Source organism: Pantoea vagans (genome assembly GCF_004792415.1).
In the GTDB taxonomy this organism is placed as follows: Bacteria; Pseudomonadota; Gammaproteobacteria; order Enterobacterales; family Enterobacteriaceae; genus Pantoea; species Pantoea vagans.
Genome location: NZ_CP038853.1, coordinates 3,353,547 through 3,378,956, shown reverse-complemented (window position 1 = coordinate 3,378,956; position 25,410 = coordinate 3,353,547). Strand labels below are relative to the sequence as shown.

At 57.0% G+C, this 25,410-nt stretch carries 20 protein-coding genes and 1 riboswitch; of the genes, 8 read left to right on the top strand and 12 right to left on the bottom strand.

The window, feature by feature from the left end:
* Positions 1–54 precede the first annotated feature (54 nt).
* The 3 genes from rluA to polB form a co-directional block, all read right to left on the bottom strand.
* Positions 55–708: a bifunctional tRNA pseudouridine(32) synthase/23S rRNA pseudouridine(746) synthase RluA gene (gene rluA, locus EGO56_RS15985; protein WP_013356744.1), complete on the bottom strand. Its 654-nt coding sequence runs from the start codon at positions 706–708 to the stop codon at positions 55–57.
* A gap of 313 nt (positions 709–1,021) precedes the next feature.
* On the bottom strand, positions 1,022–3,928 hold the full coding sequence (gene rapA, locus EGO56_RS15980; protein ID WP_135910125.1) for an RNA polymerase-associated protein RapA: 2,907 nt from the start codon (positions 3,926–3,928) through the stop codon (positions 1,022–1,024).
* 153 nt (positions 3,929–4,081) lie between these two features.
* Complete coding sequence (polB, locus tag EGO56_RS15975; RefSeq protein WP_135910123.1) at positions 4,082–6,442, bottom strand: DNA polymerase II; 2,361 nt, start codon at positions 6,440–6,442, stop codon at positions 4,082–4,084.
* Positions 6,443–6,610: 168 nt separating this feature from the next.
* On the opposite strand from polB, the gene EGO56_RS15970 reads away from it, so the two are divergent.
* Positions 6,611–7,375, top strand: coding sequence for a DedA family protein (locus EGO56_RS15970; RefSeq protein ID WP_135910121.1), 765 nt, complete (start codon positions 6,611–6,613; stop codon positions 7,373–7,375).
* 3 nt (positions 7,376–7,378) lie between these two features.
* On the opposite strand, the gene thiQ is transcribed toward EGO56_RS15970, so the two are convergent.
* The 4 genes from thiQ to sgrR all read right to left on the bottom strand — a co-directional run bounded on the left by thiQ (position 7,379) and on the right by sgrR (position 12,482).
* Positions 7,379–8,080, bottom strand: a complete 702-nt coding sequence (gene thiQ / locus EGO56_RS15965; RefSeq protein ID WP_135910119.1) for a thiamine ABC transporter ATP-binding protein ThiQ — start codon at positions 8,078–8,080, stop codon at positions 7,379–7,381.
* Positions 8,067–9,674, bottom strand: coding sequence for a thiamine/thiamine pyrophosphate ABC transporter permease ThiP (gene thiP / locus EGO56_RS15960; RefSeq protein ID WP_135910117.1), 1,608 nt, complete (start codon positions 9,672–9,674; stop codon positions 8,067–8,069). The genes thiQ and thiP overlap by 14 nt, the downstream gene beginning before the upstream one ends.
* Complete coding sequence (gene thiB / locus EGO56_RS15955) at positions 9,650–10,636, bottom strand: thiamine ABC transporter substrate binding subunit (protein ID WP_135910115.1); 987 nt, start codon at positions 10,634–10,636, stop codon at positions 9,650–9,652. The genes thiP and thiB overlap by 25 nt, the downstream gene beginning before the upstream one ends.
* Before the next feature lie 46 nt (positions 10,637–10,682).
* Positions 10,683–10,785, bottom strand: a riboswitch (TPP riboswitch).
* 35 nt (positions 10,786–10,820) lie between these two features.
* Positions 10,821–12,482, bottom strand: a complete 1,662-nt coding sequence (sgrR, locus tag EGO56_RS15950) for an HTH-type transcriptional regulator SgrR (RefSeq protein WP_135910113.1) — start codon at positions 12,480–12,482, stop codon at positions 10,821–10,823.
* Positions 12,483–12,735: 253 nt separating this feature from the next.
* Here sgrR and EGO56_RS15945 point away from each other — a divergent pair, with 253 nt between their 5' ends.
* Positions 12,736–13,914 (top strand): MFS transporter, encoded by a 1,179-nt coding sequence (locus tag EGO56_RS15945; protein WP_135910111.1) that lies wholly within the window; start codon positions 12,736–12,738, stop codon positions 13,912–13,914.
* Between the two features lie 272 nt (positions 13,915–14,186).
* Here EGO56_RS15945 and leuD read toward each other — a convergent pair whose 3' ends face one another.
* From leuD to leuL, 5 genes are all read right to left on the bottom strand, one after another.
* Positions 14,187–14,792, bottom strand: a complete 606-nt coding sequence (gene leuD / locus EGO56_RS15940) for a 3-isopropylmalate dehydratase small subunit (RefSeq protein ID WP_003854779.1) — start codon at positions 14,790–14,792, stop codon at positions 14,187–14,189.
* Positions 14,793–14,795: 3 nt separating this feature from the next.
* Positions 14,796–16,202 (bottom strand): 3-isopropylmalate dehydratase large subunit, encoded by a 1,407-nt coding sequence (gene leuC / locus EGO56_RS15935; protein WP_013356753.1) that lies wholly within the window; start codon positions 16,200–16,202, stop codon positions 14,796–14,798.
* A gap of 4 nt (positions 16,203–16,206) precedes the next feature.
* On the bottom strand, positions 16,207–17,298 hold the full coding sequence (gene leuB / locus EGO56_RS15930) for a 3-isopropylmalate dehydrogenase (RefSeq protein ID WP_135910109.1): 1,092 nt from the start codon (positions 17,296–17,298) through the stop codon (positions 16,207–16,209).
* A 2-nt stretch (positions 17,299–17,300) separates the two neighbouring features.
* Entirely contained in the window at positions 17,301–18,863 is a 1,563-nt protein-coding gene (gene leuA, locus EGO56_RS15925; protein WP_033781852.1) for a 2-isopropylmalate synthase, read from the bottom strand.
* Positions 18,864–18,953: 90 nt separating this feature from the next.
* The gene (gene leuL / locus EGO56_RS22700) at positions 18,954–19,037 is read right to left on the bottom strand and encodes a leu operon leader peptide (protein WP_099257765.1); all 84 of its coding nucleotides are present in this window, start codon (positions 19,035–19,037) and stop codon (positions 18,954–18,956) included.
* A gap of 730 nt (positions 19,038–19,767) precedes the next feature.
* Between leuL and ilvI the strand changes: the two genes are divergently transcribed.
* The 6 genes from ilvI (at position 19,768) to ftsL (ending at position 25,407) form a co-directional block, all read left to right on the top strand.
* Positions 19,768–21,492, top strand: a complete 1,725-nt coding sequence (gene ilvI, locus EGO56_RS15915) for an acetolactate synthase 3 large subunit (RefSeq protein ID WP_135910107.1) — start codon at positions 19,768–19,770, stop codon at positions 21,490–21,492.
* 2 nt (positions 21,493–21,494) lie between these two features.
* Positions 21,495–21,986 (top strand): acetolactate synthase small subunit, encoded by a 492-nt coding sequence (ilvN, locus tag EGO56_RS15910; protein WP_010253849.1) that lies wholly within the window; start codon positions 21,495–21,497, stop codon positions 21,984–21,986.
* A gap of 196 nt (positions 21,987–22,182) precedes the next feature.
* Complete coding sequence (gene cra / locus EGO56_RS15905) at positions 22,183–23,193, top strand: catabolite repressor/activator (protein ID WP_013356758.1); 1,011 nt, start codon at positions 22,183–22,185, stop codon at positions 23,191–23,193.
* A 494-nt stretch (positions 23,194–23,687) separates the two neighbouring features.
* Complete coding sequence (gene mraZ / locus EGO56_RS15900; protein ID WP_135910105.1) at positions 23,688–24,146, top strand: division/cell wall cluster transcriptional repressor MraZ; 459 nt, start codon at positions 23,688–23,690, stop codon at positions 24,144–24,146.
* Positions 24,147–24,148: 2 nt separating this feature from the next.
* A complete protein-coding gene (gene rsmH / locus EGO56_RS15895) occupies positions 24,149–25,090 on the top strand; it encodes a 16S rRNA (cytosine(1402)-N(4))-methyltransferase RsmH (protein ID WP_013356759.1) in 942 nt (313 codons plus the stop codon).
* A complete protein-coding gene (ftsL, locus tag EGO56_RS15890; RefSeq protein ID WP_003854764.1) occupies positions 25,087–25,407 on the top strand; it encodes a cell division protein FtsL in 321 nt (106 codons plus the stop codon). Before rsmH ends, ftsL begins: the two co-directional genes overlap by 4 nt.
* Positions 25,408–25,410 lie beyond the last annotated feature (3 nt).

Sequence of the window (25,410 nt, the reverse complement as noted above, 5' to 3'; positions counted from 1 at the left end):
GTGTCCCCTGGCCTCTTCTGCAACAGAGGAGGCCAGGGTGACAGGTCGGACATCTCAAAAATCGGCGGGCTGACGAAACGTCATGGCATTACCAAATGCCGGATGAGTAATGGTCAGTGACTCCGCATGCAGCAGCAAACGGGCTGCCATCGCTTTGGCCTCCGGGTGCGCATAGAAGTTATCCCCCAGAATCGGATGGCCCAGCGCCAGCATATGCACCCGCAGCTGGTGTGAACGGCCGGTAATCGGCTTCAGCGACACGCGCGCACTGTTATCCGCCCGATATTCCAGCACCTGATACTCCGTCTGCGCGGCTTTGCCAGTCTCGAAGCAGACCATCTGCTTTGGACGATTTGGCCAGTCGCAAATCAGCGGCAGATCAACCAGTCCCTCTTCCTTTTCAGGATGCCCCCAGATGCAGGCCACGTAGGTTTTGGAAGGCTCCCGTTCGCGGAACTGGCGTTTCAGCTCGCGTTCCGCCGCTTTGGTCAGCGCCACTACCATTACGCCGCTGGTCGCCATATCGAGTCGGTGGACAGATTCCGCCTGTGGGAAATCACGCTGAATCCGCGTCATCACGCTATCTTTATGCTCATCCAGACGACCGGGTACTGAGAGCAGACCGCTGGGTTTATTCACCACCATGATATGCGCATCCTGATAAAGGATGTGCAGCCAGGGTTCACGCGGTGGATTGTAAGGTTCCATGGGGCTTTCCAAAAATAAGGGGCCATGCGGCTGAGATTGTTGACAAAGTCTGGTCTGATTAGCTGTGAGAGTGTGCCAGCGCAGGAAACACAGTCAGATCGGAAAGACGCAAAAGCTGTCATCCCTGACAAGCTCGGCCCGCGCAGCTACGCACCTCATCCCTGAGGTGCGCCCGAAACCGGGCCAACGCTTTGCGTTGTTCAAAAACGCTCCCGGCGTTTTTGTCCATGGCGCGGGACGCTTTCCTCTTCTGCCTGTGTTACCTGCGTTTTGAGTTTCTCAGTTGCGGCCAGATTCATCCAGGCCCCTGAGCTTACTGGTGTGTCACCACAATCAGGCGCAGCGCGTCGAGACGCCAGTTGGCCTGGTCGAGACTTTCCAGCACCTGTTCGCGGTTGCTTTCCAGCGCCTCAACTTCGTCGTCGCGGATGTTCGGGTTGACGGCTTTCAGCGCGTTAAGACGCGAACGCTCGGCACCCAGCTTCTCGTTCGCTTCAGCACGTGCCGCATCAATCACCGCACGCGCTTCACTGACGACGCTCTCTTCGGCCTGCGTCAGAATCGCATGCACATCCTGCTGCACCGCATTCACCAGTTTACTGGCGGTGTGACGGTTAACCGCATTCAGCTGACGGTTAAAGCTTTCGAACTCCACTTTGCCCGCCAGGTTAGTGCCTTTGGTATCCATCAGCAGACGGATTGGCGTCGGTGGCAGGAAGCGGGTCAGTTGCAGATGCTTCGGTGCCTGCGCTTCAACCACATAGATCAGCTCGACCAGCAGCGTCCCCACCGGCAGCGCCTTGTTCTTCAGCAGTGACAGTGCGCTGCTGCCGGTATCGCCTGACAGGATCAGATCCAGACCGTTACGGATCAGCGGGTGTTCCCAGGTAATGAACTGAGTATCCTCGCGTGACAGTGCCTGATCGCGGTTAAATGTAATGGTGCAGCCATCTTCCGGCAGGCCAGGGAAATCGGGCACCAGCATGTGGTCGGAAGGGGTCAGCACAATCAGGTTATCGCTGCGATCTTCCTGATTGATGCCGACAATATCAAACAGGTTAAGCGCGAAGCTTACCAGACCGGTGTCGTTATCCTGCTCGCTGATGGCATTGGCCAGCAGCTGCGCTGATTCACCGCCGTTGGAGTTCAGCTCCAGCAGGCGATCGCGTCCCTGTTCCAGCTGCAATTTCAGCGCGTCGTGCTGTTTACGGCAGTCAGTGATAAACGCATCGAAGCCTTCATTGTTCTCCGGCGCGGCCAGATAGCCGATCAGCTGTGAATGGACGCTGTCATAGATGGTACGGCCGGTCGGGCAGGTGTGCTCAAACGCGTCCAGCCCTTCGTGATACCAGCGCAGCAGCACCGCCTGTGCGGTCTGCTCCAGCCACGGCACCAGAATCTGAATATCGTGCGCCTGACCGATACGATCCAGACGACCGATACGCTGTTCCAGCAGGTCCGGGTTAAACGGCAGGTCGAACATCACCAGACGGCTGGCAAACTGGAAGTTACGGCCTTCTGAACCGATCTCGGAGCACAGCAGCACCTGCGCGCCGTTCTCTTCTGAGGCGAACCAGGCGGCAGCACGGTCACGTTCAATAATCGACAGACCTTCGTGGAACACTGCGGCGCGGATGCCTTCACGTTCACGCAGCACCTGCTCCAGCTGCAGCGCGGTGGCGGCTTTGGCGCAGATCACCAGCACTTTCTCTTTACGGTTGCTGGTGAGATAGCCCATCAGCCATTCGACGCGCGGGTCGAAGTTCCACCAGGTGCCGCTGTCGCCCTCAAATTCCTGATAAATCTGCTCCGGGTAGAGCAGGTCACGCGCCCGCTCCTCGGCGCTTTTGCGCGTACCCATAATGCCGGAGACTTTAATCGCCGTCTGATACTGCGCAGGCAGCGGCAGGCGGATCTGGTGCAGCTCGCGTTTCGGGAAGCCTTTAACGCCATTACGGGTATTACGGAACAGTACGCGGCTGGTGCCGTGGCGATCCATCAGCATGGAGATCAGCTCCTGACGCGCCTCCAGCTTGCCATCACGGTCACTGTTGGCGACCTGCAACAGCGGCTCAATGTCCTGCTCGCCGACCAGATCGTTGATCCGATTCATCTCCTGCTGGGAGATCGCGTTGTCCGCCAGCAGCGCCGTGACGGCATCAGCAATCGGACGGAAATGCTGCTGCTCTTCTACAAAGGCGGCAAAGTCATGGAAACGGTCCGGGTCGAGCAGGCGCAGACGGGCGAAGTGGCTCTCCATACCCAGCTGTTCGGGTGTTGCGGTCAGCAGCAGAACCCCGGCAGTTTTTTCGGCCAGCTTTTCGATAACCTGATATTCGCGGCTTGGCTCGCCTTCTGACCAGGCCAGATGGTGCGCCTCATCCACTACCAGCAGATCCCATTCGGCATCGGCCAGCATCTCAAGGCGCTGTTTGTTACGGCGCACAAAGTCCAGCGAGCAGATAATCAGCTGTTCCGTTTCAAACGGGTTGTCGCTGTCGTGCTGCGCTTCGGTATAGCGATCGTCATCAAACAGCGCAAAGCGCAGGTTGAAGCGGCGCAGCATTTCGACCAGCCACTGGTGCTGTAAGGTTTCAGGCACCACGATCAGGACACGCTCAGCACGACCTGCCAGCAGCTGTTGCTGGATGATCATCCCGGCTTCAATGGTTTTCCCCAGGCCAACTTCATCGGCCAGCAGCACGCGCGGCGCATGACGACGGCCGACATCGTGGGCGATATGCAGCTGGTGAGGGATCAGGTTGGTGCGCATACCGCGTAAGCCGCTGATCGGCAGGCGGTACTGCTCACTCTGGTATTTACGGGCGCGGAAGCGGAGGGCGAAACGATCCATCCGGTCAAGCTGGCCGGCAAACAGGCGATCCTGCGGCTTACTGAACACCAGTTTGCTGTCGAGCATCACTTCGCGCAGCATCACGTCGCTTTCTTCGGTATCCAGCCGGGTACCGATATAGGTCATCAGGTCATTTTCGTTGCGTACTTCATCGACGCGCATCTGCCAGCCTTCGTGACTGGTGATGGTATCACCCGGATTAAAGATGACGCGGGTAACCGGCGAATCGTTGCGGGCATAGAGGCGGTTTTCCCCTGTGGCCGGAAACAGCAGGGTGATCATGCGGGTATCGATCGCCACCACGGTGCCCAGTCCCAGTTCACTTTCCGTATCACTAATCCAGCGCTGACCTAATGTAAAAACCATATATTTTTTGCTCGAATTTTAACGTTTTTAGAGGTGTTCCCAAAGCTCAGGCAATAGCGTTACCGCCAGACAAACGAGGTCTGGAGCGGGAGTAAGAGCGGTGAGTTTCAGGAAGGGCGCTATGGTACTGGATGGCAGGGCGTTCGTCACCTGTCAAAAAAGCCCCAGTTGCCCTGTAATCAGTGTAGCAAAGTCCCCTTCAACAAAGGGCAGAATCCCCTCAGCGACCGGCTGAAGTTGCTTCGTTACATAGTGGTCATAGTCCAGCGGCGTGCTGCGCGCTTCCAGTGGTTCCGGGCCTGCCGTCGCCATAACGTAACGAATACGGCCTCCCTTCTGATACTGCAATGGCCGGTTTAATTTACGATTCTGCTCATCGGCCAGCCTGGCGGCACGCACATGCGGGGGCACGTTTCGTTCATATTCATTCAGCGGCCGCCGCAGACGCTTTTTATAGATCAACTGATCGTCGAGTTCACCCGCCAGCAGTTGCGCTACGGTGTTGCGAATGTAGTCCTGCCACGGCTCACGGTGAAAAATGCGATGGTAGAGCTGCTGCTGAAACTGTTTGGCCAGCGGCGTCCAGTCGGTTCGCACCGACTCCAGCCCCTTGAAAACCATGCGCTCACCAGCAGCGTCACGAATCAGTCCGGCGTAGCGTTTCTTGCTGCCCTGTTCCGCGCCGCGAATGGTCGGCATCAGGAAGCGGCAGAAGTGGCTTTCATACTCCAGCTCCAGTGCGCTGGTCAGCCCCTGCGTCTGTTGCAGGTGATCACGCCACCAGTCATTTACTTTCTGCACCAGCTGCTGACCAATCACGGCAGCATCTTCTTCACTGTGCGCCGACTTCAGCCAGACAAAGGTGGAGTCGGTGTCGCCATAGATAACGTCATAGCCTTCCGCTTCAATCAGCGTGCGGGTCTGCTGCATGATGGCGTGACCGCGCAGGGTAATCGAGGAGGCGAGACGCGGATCAAAGAAGCGGCAGGCGCTGGTACCCAGCACGCCATAAAAGGCGTTCATGATGATCTTCAGCGCCTGGGACAGCGGCTGATTGTTCTGCTTTTTCGCCGCCTCACGACCCAGCCAGATCTGCTCAACAATCGCGGGCAGGCAGTGGGTATGCCGTGAGAAGCGCGCTTCGCGGAAACCCTCCACTGAATCGGCATCATCCGGATGGGCCAGTCCCTCAACCAGACCCACCGGGTCGATCAGGAAGGTGCGGATAATCGACGGATAGAGGCTTTTGTAATCCAGCACCAGCACCGAGTCATACAGGCCGGGACGCGAATCCATTACATAGCCGCCCGGGCTGGCTTCCGGGGCGACATCACCCATGTTCGGGGCGACAAACCCGGCGCGATGCATCCGGGGAATATAAAGATGACCAAAAGCCGCCACCGAACCGCCGTGGCGATCAACAGCCAGGCCATTCACCGCCGCACGTTCCAGCAGAAACGGCATAATCGCCGTTTTGTGAAAAATGCGCGTCACCAGCTCGCAGTCTTTCAGGTTGTAGCGTGCCAGCGCCGGTTTATCGTTGGCAAAGCGCCAGTTGATCTCCTCCATGCGATCCCAGGGATTATCAATCGCTTTCCCTTCACCCAGCAGCTGTTGCGACACCGACTCCAGGCTGAATGACGGAAAATCCCAGAACGCCGATTTCAGGGCGTCGATGCCGTCAATAATCAACCGGCCGCTGGCCTGCGCGAAAAAAACGCCAGGCTTGAAGCCATGTTCACGCCACTCCACGGCGGCCTGCTGGCGGCCAAGACGCAGCGGTATGCCGTAGCGATCGGCATGCTTCTGCAGCACACGCAGGTCAAACTGCACCACGTTCCAGCCAATCAGCACGTCCGGATCATGCTCTGCAAACCACTGGTTCAGCGCTTCAAGCAGCTGCGGGCGGCTGTCGAGATAGATCAGCTCGAAGTCCAGCGTGCTGGCATCACCGTTTGGCGGGCCGAGCATAAAGACCTGGCGCTGACCGCAACCCTCCAGCCCGATGCAGTAAAGCTCGCCATGCTGCGTGGTTTCAATGTCCAGCGAGACCCATTTCAGCGGCGGGCGATAATCGGGATGGGGTTTGAGCCGCGCATTGACCACGCTGTCGCCGCGCTGCTCGCCGTCAAACCAGACCGGCGCGGTAATAAAACGCTCCATCAGGTAGCGCTCCGGCGGGCGGATATCCGCCTCATAGACCGGAATACCCTGTTCGCGCAGCCGCTTTTCGATGCGCTGTAGCTGACGGTTTTGTGGACAGTAGAGGCCAAAAACCGGGCGGCGGCGGAAATCTTTCAGCGCCAGCGACTGAATCCGAAACTGACGTTCATCTTTGAGTAATTCGCTGACCTGCGCCTGAAACTCCTCGGGAATAAACGCAACGGACTCCTGTACCGGCAGTACCACGCGCTGCGCGCCAGCATCCGTGGCGAGCCAGAGGATAATTTCGGTGCCTTGCGGGCTATCGCGCCAGTGGCGGGTGAGCAGAAAACCTGCGCGGGCCATATTCAGATGTTCTCCGGACTCAGCAATTCAGGGATGAAAAAACTGCTTAAGTATATCATGGATATTTATACAGTTCCCGCCGCCGCTTTTGTCAACATTGTCCTACAATTCTTGCCTTGACGCTGTGTGGCTGGCTCTGGACAATCCAGCCTTCTGCTTTTACTTAGGATGATTATGGAAGCCTGGATTCAACAACTGATTACGCAGTCCCTGGAGTGGGCGCTGTTTGCCGTTGCGCTGGTGACGTTTCTGGAGTCGCTGGCGCTGGTCGGGCTGTTGCTGCCAGGTACGGTAATGATGGCCAGTCTGGGCGCGCTGGTCGGAAGTGGCGAGCTTGGTCTCTATCCTGCCTGGGCGGCGGGCTTTGCCGGCTGTCTGATTGGTGACTGGGTCTCCTACGGCATCGGCTGGAAATTCCAGGGGCCGCTGCATCGCTGGAAGTATCTGCAAAAATATAAAGGCCTGCTGGATAAAACCGAGCACGCCCTGCATCAGCACAGCATGTTTACGATTCTGGTCGGGCGCTTTGTGGGGCCGACACGTCCGCTGATTCCGCTGGCGGCCGGTATGCTGGAGCTGCCGGTGCGTAAATTCCTGCCGCCGAACATTATTGGCTGCATCCTCTGGCCGCCGCTCTATCTGCTGCCCGGGATTCTGGCGGGTGTGGCGATTGATGTGCCGAAAGCCGCGCAGGGCAGCAGCTTTAAGTGGCTGTTACTCGGCGCAGCCCTGCTGATCTGGCTGGGTGGCTGGTTATGCTGGCGCTGGTGGCGCAGCGGCAAGAGCCGCGACTGGGCCACTGCCTGGCTGCCGCCTGAGCGCCTGCGTTGGGCAGGACCGCTGGGGCTGGTGATCGCCGTTGCGGCGTTTGTGGGTATTCAGTTCCATCCGATGATGCCGGTTTTCCGTCATCTGCTGTGGCAGGTGTTCTTCGCCTGACGCTTAACGACGCGGGATGCCGAGGACTTCTGCCTCCCGCGTCTCGCCCGACAGCAACTGTCGGGTCTCGCCATCCCAGTAAACCCGTCCATCCACAATCACCACACTGCGCGGCGCAATCTGCTGTGCATCTTCCAGACTGTGCGACACCATCAGCAGCGTGATGCTGCGCGTTTCGCACACCGAACGCACCAGTTGCAGCATCTCGCCACGCAGCGCCGGGTCGAGCGCAGAAAACGGCTCATCCAGCAACAGCACCGGCCGGTCACGCAGCAGACAGCGAGCCAGCGCCACGCGCTGACGCTGTCCGCCTGACAGTTCGCCTGGCAGACGGGCCAGCAGATCGCCTAATCCCACCTGGTCGGCCAGTACGGTCAGCTGCTGACGCTGCCCAGCGCTGAGTTTTAATCCCGGATGCAGCCCCAGCGCCATGTTCTGCTGTACGCTGAGGTGCGGAAACAGGTTGTTCTCCTGAAACAGCATCGAAACCGGTCGTCTGGCCGGGACGTTGTGGGTGTGCTCCTGACCGTCAATCATCAGGGTGCCCTGTTTCACCGGCAGAAAACCAGCAATCAGGCTCAGCAGGGTGCTTTTACCCGCCCCGCTGGGTCCGAGAATCGCGATGCGCTCGCCGCGCGCGGCAGTGAGGCTGAAGCGCATCGGCAGATGCTGATAAAGGTAAGTGAGGTTATCAAGTGTCAGCATGGCGGCCTGGTAATTTTTCCATTAGCGTGAACAGCAATAAGCAGAGCAGCAGCAACAGCAGAGCGGTGACCGCGCCATCTGCACCGCGATAGGCGCCAATCTGCTGATAAAGGTAGAACGGCAGTGTGCGGAAGTCGGCATTGCCAAACAGCGCCACCACGCCAAAATCACCAATCGACAGCACGCAGGCAAAGGCCAGCGCCTGGGCCAGAGGACGTTTCAGCGCTCGCAGCTCAATCAGCCGCAGCCGGTTCCAGCCGTGGATATCCAGTGAATCGCAAAGTCTGCCGTAGCGCTCTGCGACATCCCGCATCGGGTTTTCCAGCACTTTCAGCGCATAGGGAATGGCGATTAGCGCATTGGTAAAGATCACCAGCCCGTCGGCCGACTCGGGCAGGCCGATGGTGGCGTTGAACAGCAGGAAAAAGCCGGTGGCGAGCACAATGCCTGGCATTGCCAGAATCAGCATGCCGCTGGTGTCGATCAACTGTGCTGCCGCCGGACGCTGACGCAGACGCAGTTCCCGGCTACTCCACAGCAGCATCATGGTCAGCACCACTGAGAGTAAACCGGCACCCATGGCGATGCGCAGTGAGGTAAAGGTGGCCTGCCACAGTGCAGGTTGCGCCAGCGCGCCACGCAGTCCGCCGTGCAGGCCATCGACAATGACCGCCGCCAGCGGAGGCAGCAGCAGGATCAGCGCCAGCCCGATCAGCAGCGCATCCATCAGCTGTGCTGCACGGGAATCCTGCGGATCGCGCCAGCCGTTCAGCTGACTGGTTCCGGCAGGAATCGCCTTGCTGAAGCGCTGGCTGAGCAGCACCAGCGTCAGACAGCAGCCGAGCTGGATCAGCGCCAGCAGCGCCGCACGTCCGGGATCGTAGTCATAACTCAGCGCCTGGAATATCGCCAGCTCAATGGTGGTGGCCTGCGGGCCGCCGCCCAGTGACAGCACGGTGGCAAAGCTGGCGAAACAGAGCATAAAGATCAGCGCGCCGGTCGGCAGCAGCTGACGCCGCAGCCACGGCCACTCCAGCAGACGAAAATGGTGCCAGCCGCGCAGGTCGAGCTGAGCCGCCAGCTGACGCTGTTCCGCCGGGATGCTCTCCAGCGCCTGCAGCATCAGGCGGGTCGCCAGCGGCAGGTTAAAGAAGACGTGCGCCAGCAAAATGCCCGGCAGACCATAGGGCGAGAAGTGATAACCTAGCCCTGCCATCTGGCACAGCTGCGCCAGCCAGCCATTGCTACCGTAGACGGTCAACAGGCCAAACACCGCGACCAGCACCGGCAGCACCAACGTCATGGCGCACAGGCGCAGCAGCAGCTGGCGGCCAGGGAAACGACGTCGATAGAGCGCCCGCGCCAGCGGCACCGCAGGCAGCAGCGACAGCAGGGCGGAGAGCAGCGCCTGAGCGAAAGAGAACGCGATAACGTGATGCAGGTAGTCATCCTGCAGCACGCCGCGTAAGTCCGTGTCCGGTGCGGCGCTCCAGAGTGCACCGAAGGCCAGAAACGCCACGAGTGTCAGTAACACCGTGGCAATGGAACCGGGGATCAGCCAGCGCGGCATCAGCGGCTGACGGCGCGTTGCCACTGGTTAATCCAGCCCGAACGCTGGCTGGCAACCTCTTCCGGCGAGAACTGCAGGGCGGTGGAAGGCACGCTGAGCGCCGAGAAACCGGCAGGCAGTGGCGTGTCGATCACCGGGTACATCCAGTTGCCGGTGGGGATAGTACGCTGGAAGTCAGGCGAGACCATAAACTTCATAAACTGCTGTGCCAGCGCGGGCTGTTTGCTGCTGGCTAACTGCGCGGCCACTTCGACCTGCAGATAGTGTCCTTCGGCAAAAGACGCGGCAGCATAGTTCTCTTTCTTCTCTTCGATGATGTGATAAGCCGGTGAGGTGGTGTAGCTCAGCACCAGATCGCCTTCGCCCTTGAGGAACAGGCCATAGGCTTCACTCCAGCCTTTGGTCACCGTCACGGTTTTCTGCGCCAGCTTTTGCCACGCCTGCGGAGCCTGATCGCCATAGACCTTCTGCATCCACAGCAGCAGACCTAAGCCGGGCGTGCTGGTGCGGGGATCTTCGTAGATCACCCGCCACTTCTCCGGGCTGTCGACCAGCTCTTTCAGGCTTTTTGGCGGATTTTTCAGCCGGGTTTTGTCATAGACAAAGGCGAAGTAGCCATAATCGAACGGCACGAAGGTGGTGTTGTGCCAGCCATCGGGCAGTTTTAATTTCGAGGTGTCGACCTGACTTTCGGCAAACAAACCGGTCTTCTGCGCTGCCTGCACCAGATTGTTATCCAGCCCCAGCACCACATCGGCTTTACTGTTTTTGCCTTCCATGCGCACGCGGTTCAGCAGTGACACGCCATCTTCCAGCGTGACGAATTTCAGCTCGCAGTCGCACTGGGCTTCAAAGGCTTTTTTAACCGCCGGGCCAGGGCCCCAGTCGGCGGAGAAGGAGTCGTAGGTGTATACCGTGAGAACCGGCTTAGCCGCCAGAACGGGGGCGGAGAGTAACAGCAGCACCGGCAGAACTTTGTTTAACACTTTGCGCTCCTTCAGGAGAATAGGGGATGAGTCGCAAAGGATCTGAGCACAGAGGCCTCTCAAATCCCTACGTCGGTATTAACCGAATCAGGTTCGACGGGTCTCTCTCAGCGGCTTGCTTGTGGCAGGCCGCACCCCGTTGAGAACGTCACATTCTAGTCATTTCAGCGCCGGGGCGAAAGCGTCACAGCGCCGGTGGCGCGAACCAGGCCGATTTAAAATCAAACCAGCCCAGCGTATTCATCCGCACGCCGCGCATACTGCGCTGTCCTTCAAGCAGCAGCCAGTGATGAAACAGCGGATGCAGACCGGCTTCTTCGACTAACTGCTTGCTCCATTCGGCCAGCGGCAGCGTCTTCTCACGCCAGCGGGCCGCATCGCCGTGCCAGTCGATCGGCAGACAGTGATGCAGCAGCGGGATCTCATAAAGCTGCGCGAACAGCGAATAGTTCAGCGGCAGGGTGAAGTTCACGCTGCCCAGCCAGATATCACTTTCCGCCTCGCCCTGATACCAGCTTTCGTAGCTGATCTCACGGGTCTCCAGCGTGACGCCATGCGCTGCCAGCAGCGGACGCAGTGCATTAGCGATACCTTCGTGCTCCACGTGCTGGCTGTACCAGGTCAGCGTCAGATGGGTTAAGCCGGGCGGTTTTTCCACGGGCGTCAGGTCACGGCGATGATGCCAGCGCGGCAGCAGACCATACGCCGGAAACCAGTAGCGCTGATAACCGACACCGGCGTGATTGAGCAGGGCGATGGGGTTAAACAGGTAGCTGACCCAGCGACGCACCGCCTCGTTGCGGCCCTGTTCTGAGCGCTGATCGAACAGCAGATAGTAGCAGCCCTCTTCAAGGCGGCTCTCCTCCTGAACTTCATCGATGCTGTCGCCCTGCAGTCGGACACCGGCATAGACCAGCTCATCACTGATGTCGGGCAGGACCCAGATAGAGACATCATCAATCAGGGCACGAAAACCGAAGTAGTCATCAAACGCTTCGATCTTCAGCTGGCTCTCCTGATTGCGGATTACCCGGTAAGGACCGGTGCCAACAGGCTGACGGGCAAAATCACGCAGTGTCGGCCATTCGCGCGGCAGGATCATCGCACTGACGCTGCCCAGCAGCCAGGGCAATCCCTCGTCGGGCTGGCTTAAACGGATATCCAGCGTCCAGGGGGCGGGCGAGTCGATCTGCGCGATATGGGAAAAGAGTGAATGGGCGCGCTGACGCTCCAGCGTGGCGAGCACATCCTCCATCTCCAGTTCTCTGCCGTGATGGAAGCGAATCGCCGGACGCACAAAGAAGCGCCAGTGAAGTGGGGAAGTCTGCTGCCAGTGGTGCGCAATATCGGGTTCGATTTCCCCGTTTTCCTCATTTATCCGCGTCAGGCCGTTAAAAATCTGTCGCGCAATATGCGTTTCCGAGCGCCGCAGCGGCGAACCGGGCAGCAGGTTAAGCAGCGGACGATAGTAGAGCACACGCAGGATATGCTTGCCCTGGCGGAAACTGCGCCCCAGGTGTGCCCCAATCATCTGCCGCACCTGGTTTTTATCGCCCACCAGCTGGACCAGTTGATCGATGCGATCCTGTTCCAGCAGATCCTCAGCACGCTGCTGCTGCAACGCCAGACCGGTGTAGCAGAAGGTGAGCTGCGATCGCCTGCCGCGCCCGGCTTCCGCCTGCCAGATCAGCCAGCCTGCAGCCTGCATCCGGTTGAGCAGATTACGCATATGACGGCGAGAGCAATGCAGCAGGTCAGCCAGTTCGCTGAGGGTAATCTCCTGCGTTTGCCCCTGGCAGCTCTGCCACAGGCGAATGAACTGCTGCTTCAGACGTGATGAGGACATAAAAGGGGAACTCCCGGTGAAAAGCGCTCTGTTTTTTCTGCCTCATTTTAAGTGCAAACTTTGCGCTATGGCAAGAGCGGGAGGCATTCAGCAGTGAATGGCGTTCAACCCTCACTTCGCTGTTCAGTGGAGTGCTTTTCTGAGTAGGGTGCATTTACACCGCCAGCAGATGATCTCTGCTGGCTTTTTTCATGTTGCGCGGTATCGTCTACCCTTCTTTTTCCCCTCTGTTTGTTCTGAAAGGGATTTCGCTATGAAATCGCTGTTAACGCGGCAGCGCCGCATCAATCCGGTTTACCTCGCTTTTATGGTCGCCTCGTTCATGCTGGGCATCGCGGGCGCACTACAGGCGCCGACGCTCAGCCTGTTTCTGACGCGCGAGGTACAGGCGCGGCCCTTCTGGGTCGGGCTGTTTTTCACCATCAATGCGGTGGCCGGTATCGTGGTGAGTATGCTGGTGGCTAAGCGCTCAGACAGCGTTGGCGATCGTCGGCATATCATTCTCTTTTGCTGCCTGATGGCGCTGGTGAATGCGCTGCTGTTTGCCTTTACCCGCCACTATCTGACCCTGCTGACGCTGGGGGTGCTGCTGTCGGCACTGGCCAGCGTTTCTATGCCTCAGCTGTTTGCGCTTGCGCGGGAGTATGCCGATCAGTCGGCACGGGAAGCGGTAATGTTCAGTTCGGTGATGCGTGCGCAGCTGTCGCTGGCGTGGGTAATCGGGCCGCCGCTCTCGTTCGCGCTGGCGCTGAACTACGGCTTTGTGACGCTATTTATGGTGGCCGCCGCGCTGTTTCTGATCTGTATCCTGCTGGTCTGGTTTACGCTGCCGTCGGTGCCACGCACGCAGCCGCTGATGCAAAGCGGCGGGCTGCCGATAAGCGGCTGGCGCGATCGGGACGTGCGGTTGCTGTTCATCGCCTCCGTCGTGATGTGGACCTGCAACACGATGTATATCATCGACATGCCGCTCTATATCAGCACCACGCTGGGACTGCCGGAGAAGCTGGCCGGCCTGCTGATGGGGACGGCTGCCGGGCTGGAGATTCCGGTGATGCTGCTGGCGGGCCATTACGCCCGCCGCATTGGCAAACGGCGGTTAATGCTGGTCGCGGTGGCGGCGGGCGTGCTGTTTTACCTGGGGCTGGTGCTGTTCAACTCCCGCACCGCGCTGATGGTGTTGCAGCTGTTTAACGCGGTATTTGTCGGGATTATTGCGGGGATCGGGATGTTGTGGTTTCAGGATCTGATGCCAGGACGACCTGGCGCAGCGACCACGATGTTCACCAATTCGATCTCGACCGGCATGATTCTGGCCGGGGTGATTCAGGGCACGCTGAGTGAGCGGCTGGGACATGAGGCCGTTTACTGGCTGGCATTCGGGCTGGCGATTGTGGCGCTGGTGATGTCGGCGCGGGTGCGCGACGTATAAAAGAGAAGGGCGACCGGATGTCGCCCTCATAGTGCTGACAAACTCAAACCCGAGTGAATCGGACCGCAGCTGACAAGTTTCACACGCAGGGAACACGGGCAGAGGAGGAAAGCGTCCCGCGCCAGGGACGGCGCGGGCCGAGCGGCCAGGGATGGTTTAAGCGACTTTCCGATCTGACCGTGTTCCCTTCGCAGGCTCGGTCTTACAGCTGGGCCAGAGCAGACGTTGTCAGTAACAGCAGGGCGACCCGATGTCGCCCTTCTTTGACTCAATCAGCGCAGAAAAGCGGGCTGATTCTGCTCGTACTGCGAAATCGACGCTTCGTGCTGCAGCGTCAGGCCGATGCTGTCGAGGCCGTTAATCATGCAGTGGCGGCGGAAGCTGTCGAGTTCAAACGGATAGACTTTATCGCCTGCGGTGACCGTCTGTGCTTCCAGATCGACCGTGAAGCTGATACCCGGCTGGGCCGCAACCAGTCTGAACAGCTCATCCACTTCCTCTTCGCTTAATTTCACCGGCAGCAGCTGGTTGTTAAAGCTGTTGCCGTAAAAAATATCCGCGAAGCTCGGCGCAATCACCACGTGGAAACCGAAATCGGTCAGCGCCCAGGGCGCATGCTCACGTGAAGAGCCACAGCCAAAGTTCTCGCGCGCCAGCAGGATGCTGGTGCCTTTGAACTCAGGCTTGTTCAGCACAAAACCGGGCGTCGGCACCGTACCGGCGTCATCTTCAAAGCGCCAGTCATGGAACAGATGCTGACCGAAACCGGTACGGGTGACCTTCTGCAAAAACTGCTTGGGAATGATCGCGTCCGTATCGACGTTCGCGGCATCCAGCGGCGCAACAATGCCGGTGTGCTGAGTAAATTTATTCGCCATGACTTAAGCTCCTGTCGTCAGTTCACGGATGTCGGCAAAGTGGCCGGTCACGGCAGCCGCCGCGGCCATCGCCGGGCTGACCAGATGGGTACGTCCACCACGGCCCTGGCGACCTTCAAAGTTACGGTTGCTGGTAGATGCGCAACGCTCGCCCGGATTCAGGCGGTCATTGTTCATCGCCAGGCACATTGAGCAGCCAGGCAGACGCCATTCAAAACCTGCTTCCAGGAAGATTTTATCCAGACCTTCCGCTTCAGCCTGCGCTTTAACCGGGCCGGAACCTGGCACCACCATCGCGACCACGCCAGGCGCGACTTTGCGGCCTTTGGCGATAGCGGCGGCGGCACGCAGATCTTCAATACGGGAATTGGTGCAGGAGCCGATAAACACTTTATCAATCGCAACATCGGTCAGTTTAATGCCCGGCTGCAGGTTCATGTAGGCCAGCGCTTTCTCCGCTGAGGCACGCTCAACCGGATCGGCGAATGAGGCCGGGTTCGGGATCAGCTGATCAACGGCAATCACCTGACCCGGGTTGGTACCCCAGGTGACCTGCGGTGCAATCTCTTCAGCATGCAGCGTCACTACCGCATCATACTTCGCGCCTTCATCAGATTTCAGGGTACGCCAGTATTCAACGGCCTGCTCCCATTTCTCGCCCTGTGGGGAGAACTGACGACCTTTCAGGTAGTTGAAGGTAGTGTCATCCGGTGCCACCAGGCCCGCTTTCGCCCCCATCTCAATCGCCATGTTGCACAGGGTCATACGACCTTCCATGCTCAGCGCCTGAATGGCCGGACCGCAGAATTCAACCACATAGCCGGTGCCGCCTGCGCTGCCGGTTTTACCGATGATCGCCAGCACGATATCTTTGGCGGTAATGCCGGTGGACGCCTGGCCCAGTACTTCAATCTTCATGGTTTTCGCCCGACCCTGTTTCAGGGTCTGGGTAGCAAACACATGTTCCACTTCAGAGGTGCCGATACCAAACGCCAGCGAGCCGAATGCCCCATGGGTGGCGGTGTGCGAGTCGCCGCACACAATGGTCATGCCCGGCAGCGTCATACCCTGCTCAGGACCGATAACGTGGACGATGCCCTGGAATGGGTGATTCAGGTCATACAGCTGTACGCCAAATTCTTCGCAGTTCTTCATCAGCTCCTGCATCTGAATACGCGCCATCTCGCCCGACGCATTGATGTCTTTGGTCTGGGTAGAGACGTTGTGATCCATCGTGGCAAAGGTTTTGCCCGGCTGACGGACTTTACGTCCGTGTGCGCGCAGGCCATCAAAGGCCTGTGGCGAGGTCACTTCATGGATCAGGTGACGATCGATGTAGAGTAACGGCGTTTCGTTCGGCGCTTCGTGGACGACATGTGCATCAAATAACTTCTGGTATAAGGTTTTCATTCTTTTATTTTTCCTCGGCGATAAAGCGGGCAATGATGCTGCCCATCTCATCTGTGCTGACCGCAGGGCCATCACCGGCTAAATCTTTGGTGCGGTAACCCTGTTCCAGCGCACGGCTGATGGCGCGTTCGATACTGTCGGCTGCCGCATCGGCATTCAGGCTGTAACGCAGTAGCAGCGACAGCGACAGAATCTGGGCGACCGGGTTAGCAATGTTCTGACCGGCGATATCCGGCGCTGAACCGCCCGCCGGTTCGAACAGGCCAAAGCCCGCTTCATTCAGGCTGGCTGACGGCAGCATGCCCATCGAGCCGGTGATCATGGCGCACTCATCAGAGAGAATGTCACCGAACAGGTTGGAGCAGAGCAGCACGTCAAACTGCGACGGGTCTTTAATCAGCTGCATGGTGGCGTTGTCGATATAGATGTGGCTCAGCTGCACGTCCGGGTACTCTTTTGCCACTTCATTAACGATTTCACGCCACATCACCGAGGTCTGCAGCACGTTGGCTTTATCCACCGAGGTGACTTTGTTGCGACGTTTGCGCGCCGATTCAAACGCAATACGTGCGATGCGCTCAATTTCGAAACGGTGATAGATCTCAGTATCAAAAGCACGCTCTTCCGGGCCGCTGCCTTCGCGTCCTTTCGGCTGACCAAAATAGATGCCGCCGGTCAGTTCACGCACGCAGAGAATGTCGAAGCCCTTTGCGGCGATATCGGCGCGCAGCGGGCAGAAGGCTTCCAGTCCGCTATAGAGCGCTGCCGGACGCAGGTTACTGAACAGCTTAAAATGCTTGCGCAGCGGCAGCAGCGCACCGCGTTCCGGCTGTGATGCCGGTGGTAAATGCTCCCACTTCGGGCCGCCAACGGAACCAAACAGGATCGCGTCGGCTTGTTCGCAGCCTGCAACCGTCGCCGGTGGCAGAGGTTCGCCATGCTGATCGATAGCGATGCCGCCGACCGCATATTCCTGGGTGGTAATCTGCATATCAAAGCGCTGACGAATGGCATCCAGCACTTTCATCGCCTGGGCCATCACTTCCGGGCCGATACCGTCACCGGGTAAAACTGCGATATGAGAGGAGGTGGACATGGTTATACGGTTTCCTTCTGATCTTTAAATTTGCGCTGCAATTCTTGTTCAACCTGACGGGCACGCCAGATATTGTTCAGGGCGTTGACCATCGCTTTCGCAGAGGACTCGACGATATCGGTCGCCAGACCAATGCCGTGGAATTTGCGGCCGTTGTAGCTCACAACGATATCGACCTGACCCAGTGCGTTTTCGCCGTGGCCTTTCGCAGTCAGCTTGTAGTTAACCAGCTCAGCGTCAAACTGCGTGATGCGGTTAATCGCCTGATAGACCGCATCAACCGGACCGTTACCGGTGGCGGCATCCGATTTAGCGACATCGCCGCAGCCCAGATTCACAGAGGCGGTGGCGGTGATGCCGGAACCGGTCTGGACGTTAAATTCGTGCAGCTGGAAATGCTCCGGCTCTTCATTCTGTTTGTTGATGAAGGCCAGCGCTTCCAGGTCGTAATCGAAAACCTGGCCTTTTTTGTCGGCCAGCTTCAGGAAGGCGTCATACAGCGTATCCAGATTGTAATCCTGCTCGGCATAGCCCATCTCTTCCATGCGATGTTTTACCGCCGCACGGCCTGAACGTGAGGTCAGGTTCAGCTGGATTTTGTGCAAGCCAATCGACTCTGGCGTCAGGATTTCGTAGTTCTCGCGATTCTTCAGCACGCCATCCTGATGAATACCGGAGGAGTGGGCGAAGGCGTTGGAACCGACGACTGCCTTGTTAGCCGGAATCGGCATGTTGCAGATCTGGCTGACCATCTGGCTGGTGCGATAGATTTCCTGATGATTGATAGTGGTGTGCACGTTCATGATCTGCTGACGGGTTTTAATCGCCATGATCACCTCTTCCAGCGCACAGTTACCGGCTCGTTCACCCAGGCCATTCATCGTGCCTTCAACCTGACGCGCGCCGGCCTGAACGGCAGCCAGGGCGTTACCGGTCGCCATGCCCAGGTCATCATGGGTATGCACAGAGATAATCGCTTTATCGATGTTAGGAACACGGTTCATCAGCTCACTGATGATGTGGGCATATTCGCCTGGCAGGGTATAGCCAACGGTATCCGGGATGTTGATGGTGGTCGCACCGGCGTTAATCGTCGCTTCAACCATCCGGCACAGGTCATCAATCGGGGTACGGCCGCCATCTTCGCAGGAGAACTCAACGTCACTGGTGTAGTTACGCGCACGCTTTACCATATGTACCGCACGCTCAATCACTTCCGGCAATGTGCTGCGCAGTTTGGTCGCGATGTGCATGGGTGACGTCGCGATAAAGGTATGGATACGGAAGGCTTCGGCAACGCGCAGTGATTCGTATGCCGCGTCGATGTCTTTCTCCACACAACGCGCCAGCCCGCAGACCCGGCTGTTTTTGATGGTGCGCGCAATGGTCTGTACTGATTCAAAGTCGCCTGGTGAGGAGACCGGGAAACCCACTTCCATCACATCCACGCCCATACGCTCCAGCGCTAAGGCAATCTGCAATTTTTCTTTCACACTCAGGCTGGCCTGTAATGCCTGCTCACCATCGCGCAGAGTGGTATCGAAAATAATGACTTGCTGGCTCATCGTATTCATCCTTTTGCTTTTTTCGGGCCTGGCAACGAGCATAAAAAAACCCGCGACAGGCGCGGGTTTTTAACTTTCAGCAGGTTTGAATCAGTGTTTGATTCCGCCCACAAGCCTACCGCGCAAGCTGAGTGCGTTTAGTAGTAGACCGAGAAGGCGAACAGAACGAAACATGGATTCAAACCTTATAAAATGTTGTGCTGTACATATTGGTACTGGAATCGCTCAGGGATGTCAACCTTCAATGCAGGGGTATTATCCGGGAGGATGAAGGAAGATATTCTGTTATTTAACGGTCAGGCAGCGTAATGAACAGCGCGTCAGTCACTGCGTAAGCAATCAGCCCCGGAATGCCGCCTTTTGCGAGCTGATTAAAGGTTTATTCTATTGAAAATTAATAGGTTTATTGGTTGTGTGTCCAGCGTTGGCACAGGGTTTATCACCTGTCGGTTAGCATAATCGAATGCCCTTGCGTGATTTACTGGTTAATTACGCCAGAAAAGAAAAGCGTCAGGGGATTGTGGGCTATTGCAGGCGGTAATAAGTTTTCGTTATTTCTTATATCACGCTGAAAATAATTTCTTACTTAGCATTTTCGTCTGCGGTTCTGCGACGTAATTAGTTTATTCCGCGCAGCCAATTCTTATCAGGCAGAGCCTTTACGTCCCGGCCTTTTAATTTACGCGGGTTTGCGGTTTGCCTGCCCGGTTAACTGCGGTTATGGTAATTGACCTACTCTCAGAACAATGAACTCAACAGATTTCTCTGTAACAGGACAGCGGCACATGTTTTCGCTGTCGTGCATAAACATAAGATTTTGATTGGCAAAGCAGGCACCAGGGCAACGTGTTACACACCCACGGGCGTAGTAACCGGGCCGGGTCCTCAAGCCTGGAGGCAGAAGATGGAGATGTTGTCAGGAGCCGAAATGGTCGTCCGTTCGTTAATCGATCAGGGCGTTAAGCAGGTATTCGGTTATCCGGGTGGCGCAGTCTTAGATATCTATGATGCGCTGCAAACCGTCGGGGGTATCGATCACATTCTGGTGCGCCATGAGCAGGGCGCGGTGCATATGGCTGACGGTCTTGCGCGTGCTACTGGTGAAGTTGGCGTGGTGCTGGTTACCTCGGGACCCGGTGCAACCAATGCGATTACCGGTATCGCTACCGCCTATATGGATTCGATTCCGCTGGTGATCCTGTCGGGTCAGGTTCCCTCGTCGCTGATTGGCTATGATGCTTTTCAGGAGTGCGACATGGTCGGCATCTCTCGTCCGGTGGTGAAGCACAGCTTCCTGGTAAAAAGCACCGAAGAGATCCCAACCGTACTGAAAAAGGCGTTCTGGCTGGCCTCCAGCGGACGTCCGGGACCGGTGGTGATCGACCTGCCAAAAGATATTCTGAACCCGGCTAATAAACTGCCTTATCACTGGCCGGATTCAGTAAGCATGCGCTCCTACAACCCGACCATTCAGGGCCACAAAGGGCAGATTAAGCGCGCGCTGACCACCTTGCTGGCCGCGAAGAAGCCGGTGATTTACGCGGGTGGCGGGGCCATCACCGCTGGCTGCGAAGCGGAACTGTTACAGCTGGCCGAAAGCCTGAATATTCCGGTGACAACTTCGCTGATGGGCCTGGGCGCGTTTCCGGGTACCCACCGTCAGTGCGTCGGCATGCTCGGTATGCACGGCACGTACGAAGCCAACATGACGATGCACAATACCGACCTGATTTTTGGTATTGGCGTTCGCTTCGATGATCGCACCACTAATAACCTGGCAAAATATTGTCCTGACGCCACGGTGATGCACATCGATATCGACCCTACCTCTATTTCCAAAACGGTTGCGGCGGATATTCCGATTGTGGGCGATGCGAAACAGGTACTGCAGCAGATGCTGGAGTTGCTGGCGCAAAGCGACACGCCATCGCGTGCTGAGAGCCTGCCCGACTGGTGGCAGGCGATCGAAGGCTGGCGCAGTCGTCACTGCCTGGAGTTTGATCGCACCAGCGACAAAATTAAGCCCCAGGCCGTGATTGAAACCATCAGCCGTCTGACCAAAGGCGATGCGTACGTCACGTCGGATGTGGGCCAGCATCAGATGTTTGCTGCGCTCTATTATCCTTTCGACAAACCGCGCCGCTGGATCAACTCCGGCGGTCTGGGCACCATGGGCTTTGGCCTGCCTGCTGCGCTGGGCGTGAAGATGGCGCTGCCGGAAGAGACCGTCATCTGCGTAACGGGCGATGGCAGTATCCAGATGAACATTCAGGAGCTCTCTACCGCACTGCAGTACGATCTGCCGGTGCTGGTGCTGAACCTGAATAACCGGGTGCTGGGCATGGTGAAGCAGTGGCAGGATATGATCTATTCCGGTCGTCACTCCCAGTCTTATATGGAGTCGCTGCCTGACTTCGTGCGTCTGGCGGAAGCCTACGGTCATGTCGGCATCGCGATTGAACATCCGGCTGAGCTGGAAGAGAAGCTGACGCTGGCGCTGGAAACGCTGGCGAAAGGACGTCTGGTGTTTGTGGATGTCACCGTTGACGGTAGCGAGCACGTTTACCCGATGCAGATTCGCGGTGGCAGCATGGATGAGATGTGGTTAAGCAAAACGGAGAGGACATAATTATGCGTCGCATTTTATCAGTTCTGCTGGAGAACGAATCCGGCGCATTATCCCGTGTCGTCGGTCTGTTTTCGCAGCGCGGCTATAACATTGAAAGCCTGACTGTGGCACCGACCGACGATCCGACGCTGTCGCGGATGACCATTCAGACGGTGGGCGATCAGAAGGTGCTGGAGCAGATTGAAAAGCAGCTGCACAAGCTGGTGGATGTGCTGCGCGTTACCGAACTGGGGCAGGGTGCCTATGTTGAGCGCGAAATCATGCTGGTGAAGATTCAGGCCAGCGGTTATGGCCGTGAAGAGGTGAAACGAAACGCCGAGATCTTCCGCGGTCAGATCATTGACGTGACGCCGACGCTGTACACGGTTCAGCTTGCAGGCACCAGTGACAAACTGGACGCCTTCCTGAATACCGTCCGCGATGTTGCCGAAATTGTTGAAGTGGCACGCTCCGGGATCGTGGGCGTTTCACGTGGCGATCGCATCATGCGTTAATTACGCTCCGTCATCATCAATCCTCACCTAACCCGGCGAAATGCCGGGTTTTTTTATTTTTTATGCGCCAGGCGGGTTACATTCAGAAAAGCGGTTGCTCCGCGCACTTTTCTGCTGTTAGATGATAGTCATAAGTTATCCATAGCTTAACTGCGGCTATTTTTGCCGTTAAAGCGGATTTGATGGTGGGGTTATCGTGAAACTGGATGAAATTGCGCGTTTGGCAGGCGTGTCGCGCACCACGGCCAGTTATGTGATCAATGGTAAAGCGCGGCAGTATCGTGTCAGCGACAAAACCGTTGAGAAAGTCATGGCGGTGGTACGTGAGCATAATTATCACCCTAATGCGGTGGCTGCCGGGCTACGCGCCGGGCGAACGCGCTCCATTGGGTTAGTGATTCCCGATCTGGAAAATACCAGCTATACCCGTATTGCGAACTATCTGGAGCGCCAGGCGCGTCAGCGCGGCTATCAGCTGCTGATCGCCTGTTCTGAAGACCAGCCTGATAACGAGATGCGCTGCATTGAACATCTGTTACAGCGGCAGGTCGATGCGATTATCGTCTCTACCTCATTACCGCCAGAGCATCCCTTTTATCAGCGCTGGATCAACGATCCCCTGCCGATTATTGCGTTAGACCGCGCGCTGGATCGTGAACATTTTACCAGCGTAGTGGGTGCCGATCAGGATGATGCACAGACGCTGGCCGCTGAACTGCGTCAGCTTGAGGTTAAAAATGTGCTGTTCCTTGGCGCGTTACCTGAGCTCTCAGTAAGTTTCCTGCGGGAGATGGGGTTCCGCGATGCCTGGAAAGACGATCCCCGTCCGATTGACTATATCTATTGCAACAGCTTCGAACGCACAGCCGCTGCCGCGCTGTTTGAAAAATACCTTGAAGATCACCCGATGCCGGAGGCGCTGTTTACCACCTCATTTGGTCTGCTGCAGGGTGTCATGGATGTGACGCTGAAACGTGACGGAAGGCTGCCGACCGAGCTGGCTATTGCTACCTTTGGCGACCACGAATTACTGGACTTTCTTGAGTGTCCGGTACTGGCGGTGGGTCAGCGTCATCGTGACGTGGCAGAGCGTGTACTGGAATTAGTTTTAGCCTCGCTGGATGAACCCAGAAAACCGAAACCGGGTTTAACCCGCATTCGTCGTAATTTATACCGTCGCGGACAATTAAGCAGAAAAGTTAAATGAGTAACGGGCAGTATTATGCTGCCCGCCCATTTTATTTCCGTGATGTACTGATTAAATAAACAGGTCGACGTAAAAAAGCGTAAATTCTGCTCATCAAATCTAACAAAGTCGACAGGCTTATTTTTATTATCTGCTTACAACTTCAACAAACTTCCTGCCCCGTCTCGCCTGAAGCTGCTGTGCTTCCTTTCGGAAATCCCCTAAAATGCCGCCGCTGTCTCAGAAACTACGATAAATATTCAGCGCTTCATATTGTTTCATTTTTAGTCGTTTTTTCGTGGGACCTTATTTTTATTCAGGTATTCATTGGCTTAATTTTTACTTTCCCTTTTTATTCGTTTATATCGTCGCCAGAGATTAATTTTGCGCTCTGTAAAGAGTGATATTCAACTACCGCTCCGGCTTGACAAGGATTTCATGGGATCCTTAAACTCGTTTCGTGGTAAAAAGTGGGATAAAGTGGCGTAAATGGGTGACCAGGAGGAGAGACTGGCATGTTCCGCGGAGCAACGTTAGTCAATCTCGACAGCAAAGGGCGGCTCGCCGTACCCATGCGATATCGCGATTTGCTGATTGGGGAATCTCAGGGGCAGATGGTCTGTACCATCGACCTCCACCAGCCATGCCTGTTGCTTTATACCCTGCCCGAATGGGAAATCATTGAAAAAAAGCTGGCACGCCTTTCCAGCATGAATCCGCTTGAGCGCCGCGTGCAGCGTTTGCTGCTGGGACATGCCAGTGAATGTCAGATGGACAATGCAGGCCGCCTGCTGCTGGCAAATACGCTTCGGCAGCATGCAAAATTAACCAAAGAAGTGATGCTGGTTGGACAGTTCAACAAGTTTGAGCTGTGGGATGAACAGACCTGGTATCAACAAGTCAGGGACGATATTGACGCAGAACAGTCGGCTCAGGAGCCTTTATCTGAGCGGTTGCAGGACTTGTCGCTATAGCTATGCAGGAAAATTTCAAACATACCACCGTACTGTTGGATGAGGCGGTTAACGGCCTCAATATCAGGGAAGACGGTATTTACATCGACGGCACTTTTGGCCGTGGTGGCCATTCACGCCTGATTCTTTCGCAACTGGGAGAGAAGGGAAGGCTGATCGCCATCGATCGCGATCCGCAAGCTATCGCCGCTGCCGCTGAGATCACCGACCCGCGTTTTTCAATTATTCATGGCCCTTTTTCCGCGCTGGCAGAGTATGTCGCTGAACGGGATTTAGTCGGAAAAATTGACGGCATTTTACTCGATCTGGGGGTTTCATCACCGCAACTGGATGACGCCGAGCGCGGCTTCTCCTTTATGCGTGACGGACCGCTGGATATGCGCATGGACCCTTCGCGCGGTCACTCCGCCGCAGAATGGTTGCTGCACGCGGAAGAAGCAGATATCGCTTTCGTCCTGAAAACCTACGGTGAAGAGCGATTCTCTAAACGTATTGCCCGGGCCATTGTCGAGCGCAATCGTGAACAGCCGATGACCCGAACCCGGGAGCTGGCTGAAGTGATCTCTGTCGCCATGCCGGTGAAAGATAAGTTTAAGCATCCGGCTACACGCAGCTTCCAGGCCATTCGTATCTGGATCAACAGCGAACTGGAAGAGATCGATATCGCTCTGAAAGGGGCGGTTGAGGTGCTGGCACCACAGGGGCGCCTCTCTGTTATCAGCTTCCATTCACTGGAAGATCGGCTGGTGAAGCGCTTTATGCGCGATCAGAGTCGCGGGCCACAGGTGCCAGCCGGGATACCGATGACTGAACATCAGCTGCGAGCGCTGGGCGGGCGTGAGCTGAAGCTGCTTGGCAAGATGTCACCGGGTGATGCTGAAGTCTCTGAGAATCCACGTGCGCGCAGTTCGGTATTACGTATCGCGGAGAAAACCGACGCATGATCGGTAATGAGCGCCACAGTCTGCCCGCCGTCATCGGCGGGGATTTGCTGCGAAAAGGCAAGATTCCGGTGCTGTTGCTGATCGCAGTGGTGGTGTCTGCCGTGCTGGTGGTCACCACCACCCATAAAACACGACTGCTGACCGCGCAGCGCGAACAGCTGGTGCTGGAGCGTGATGCGCTGGATATCGAGTGGCGCAACCTGATTCTGGAAGAGAATGCGCTGGGCGACCATAGCCGGGTTGAACGCATCGCCACCGAGAAGCTGCAGCTGCAGCACGTTGATCCTTCACAAGAAAATATCGTGGTGCAGAAATAAGGA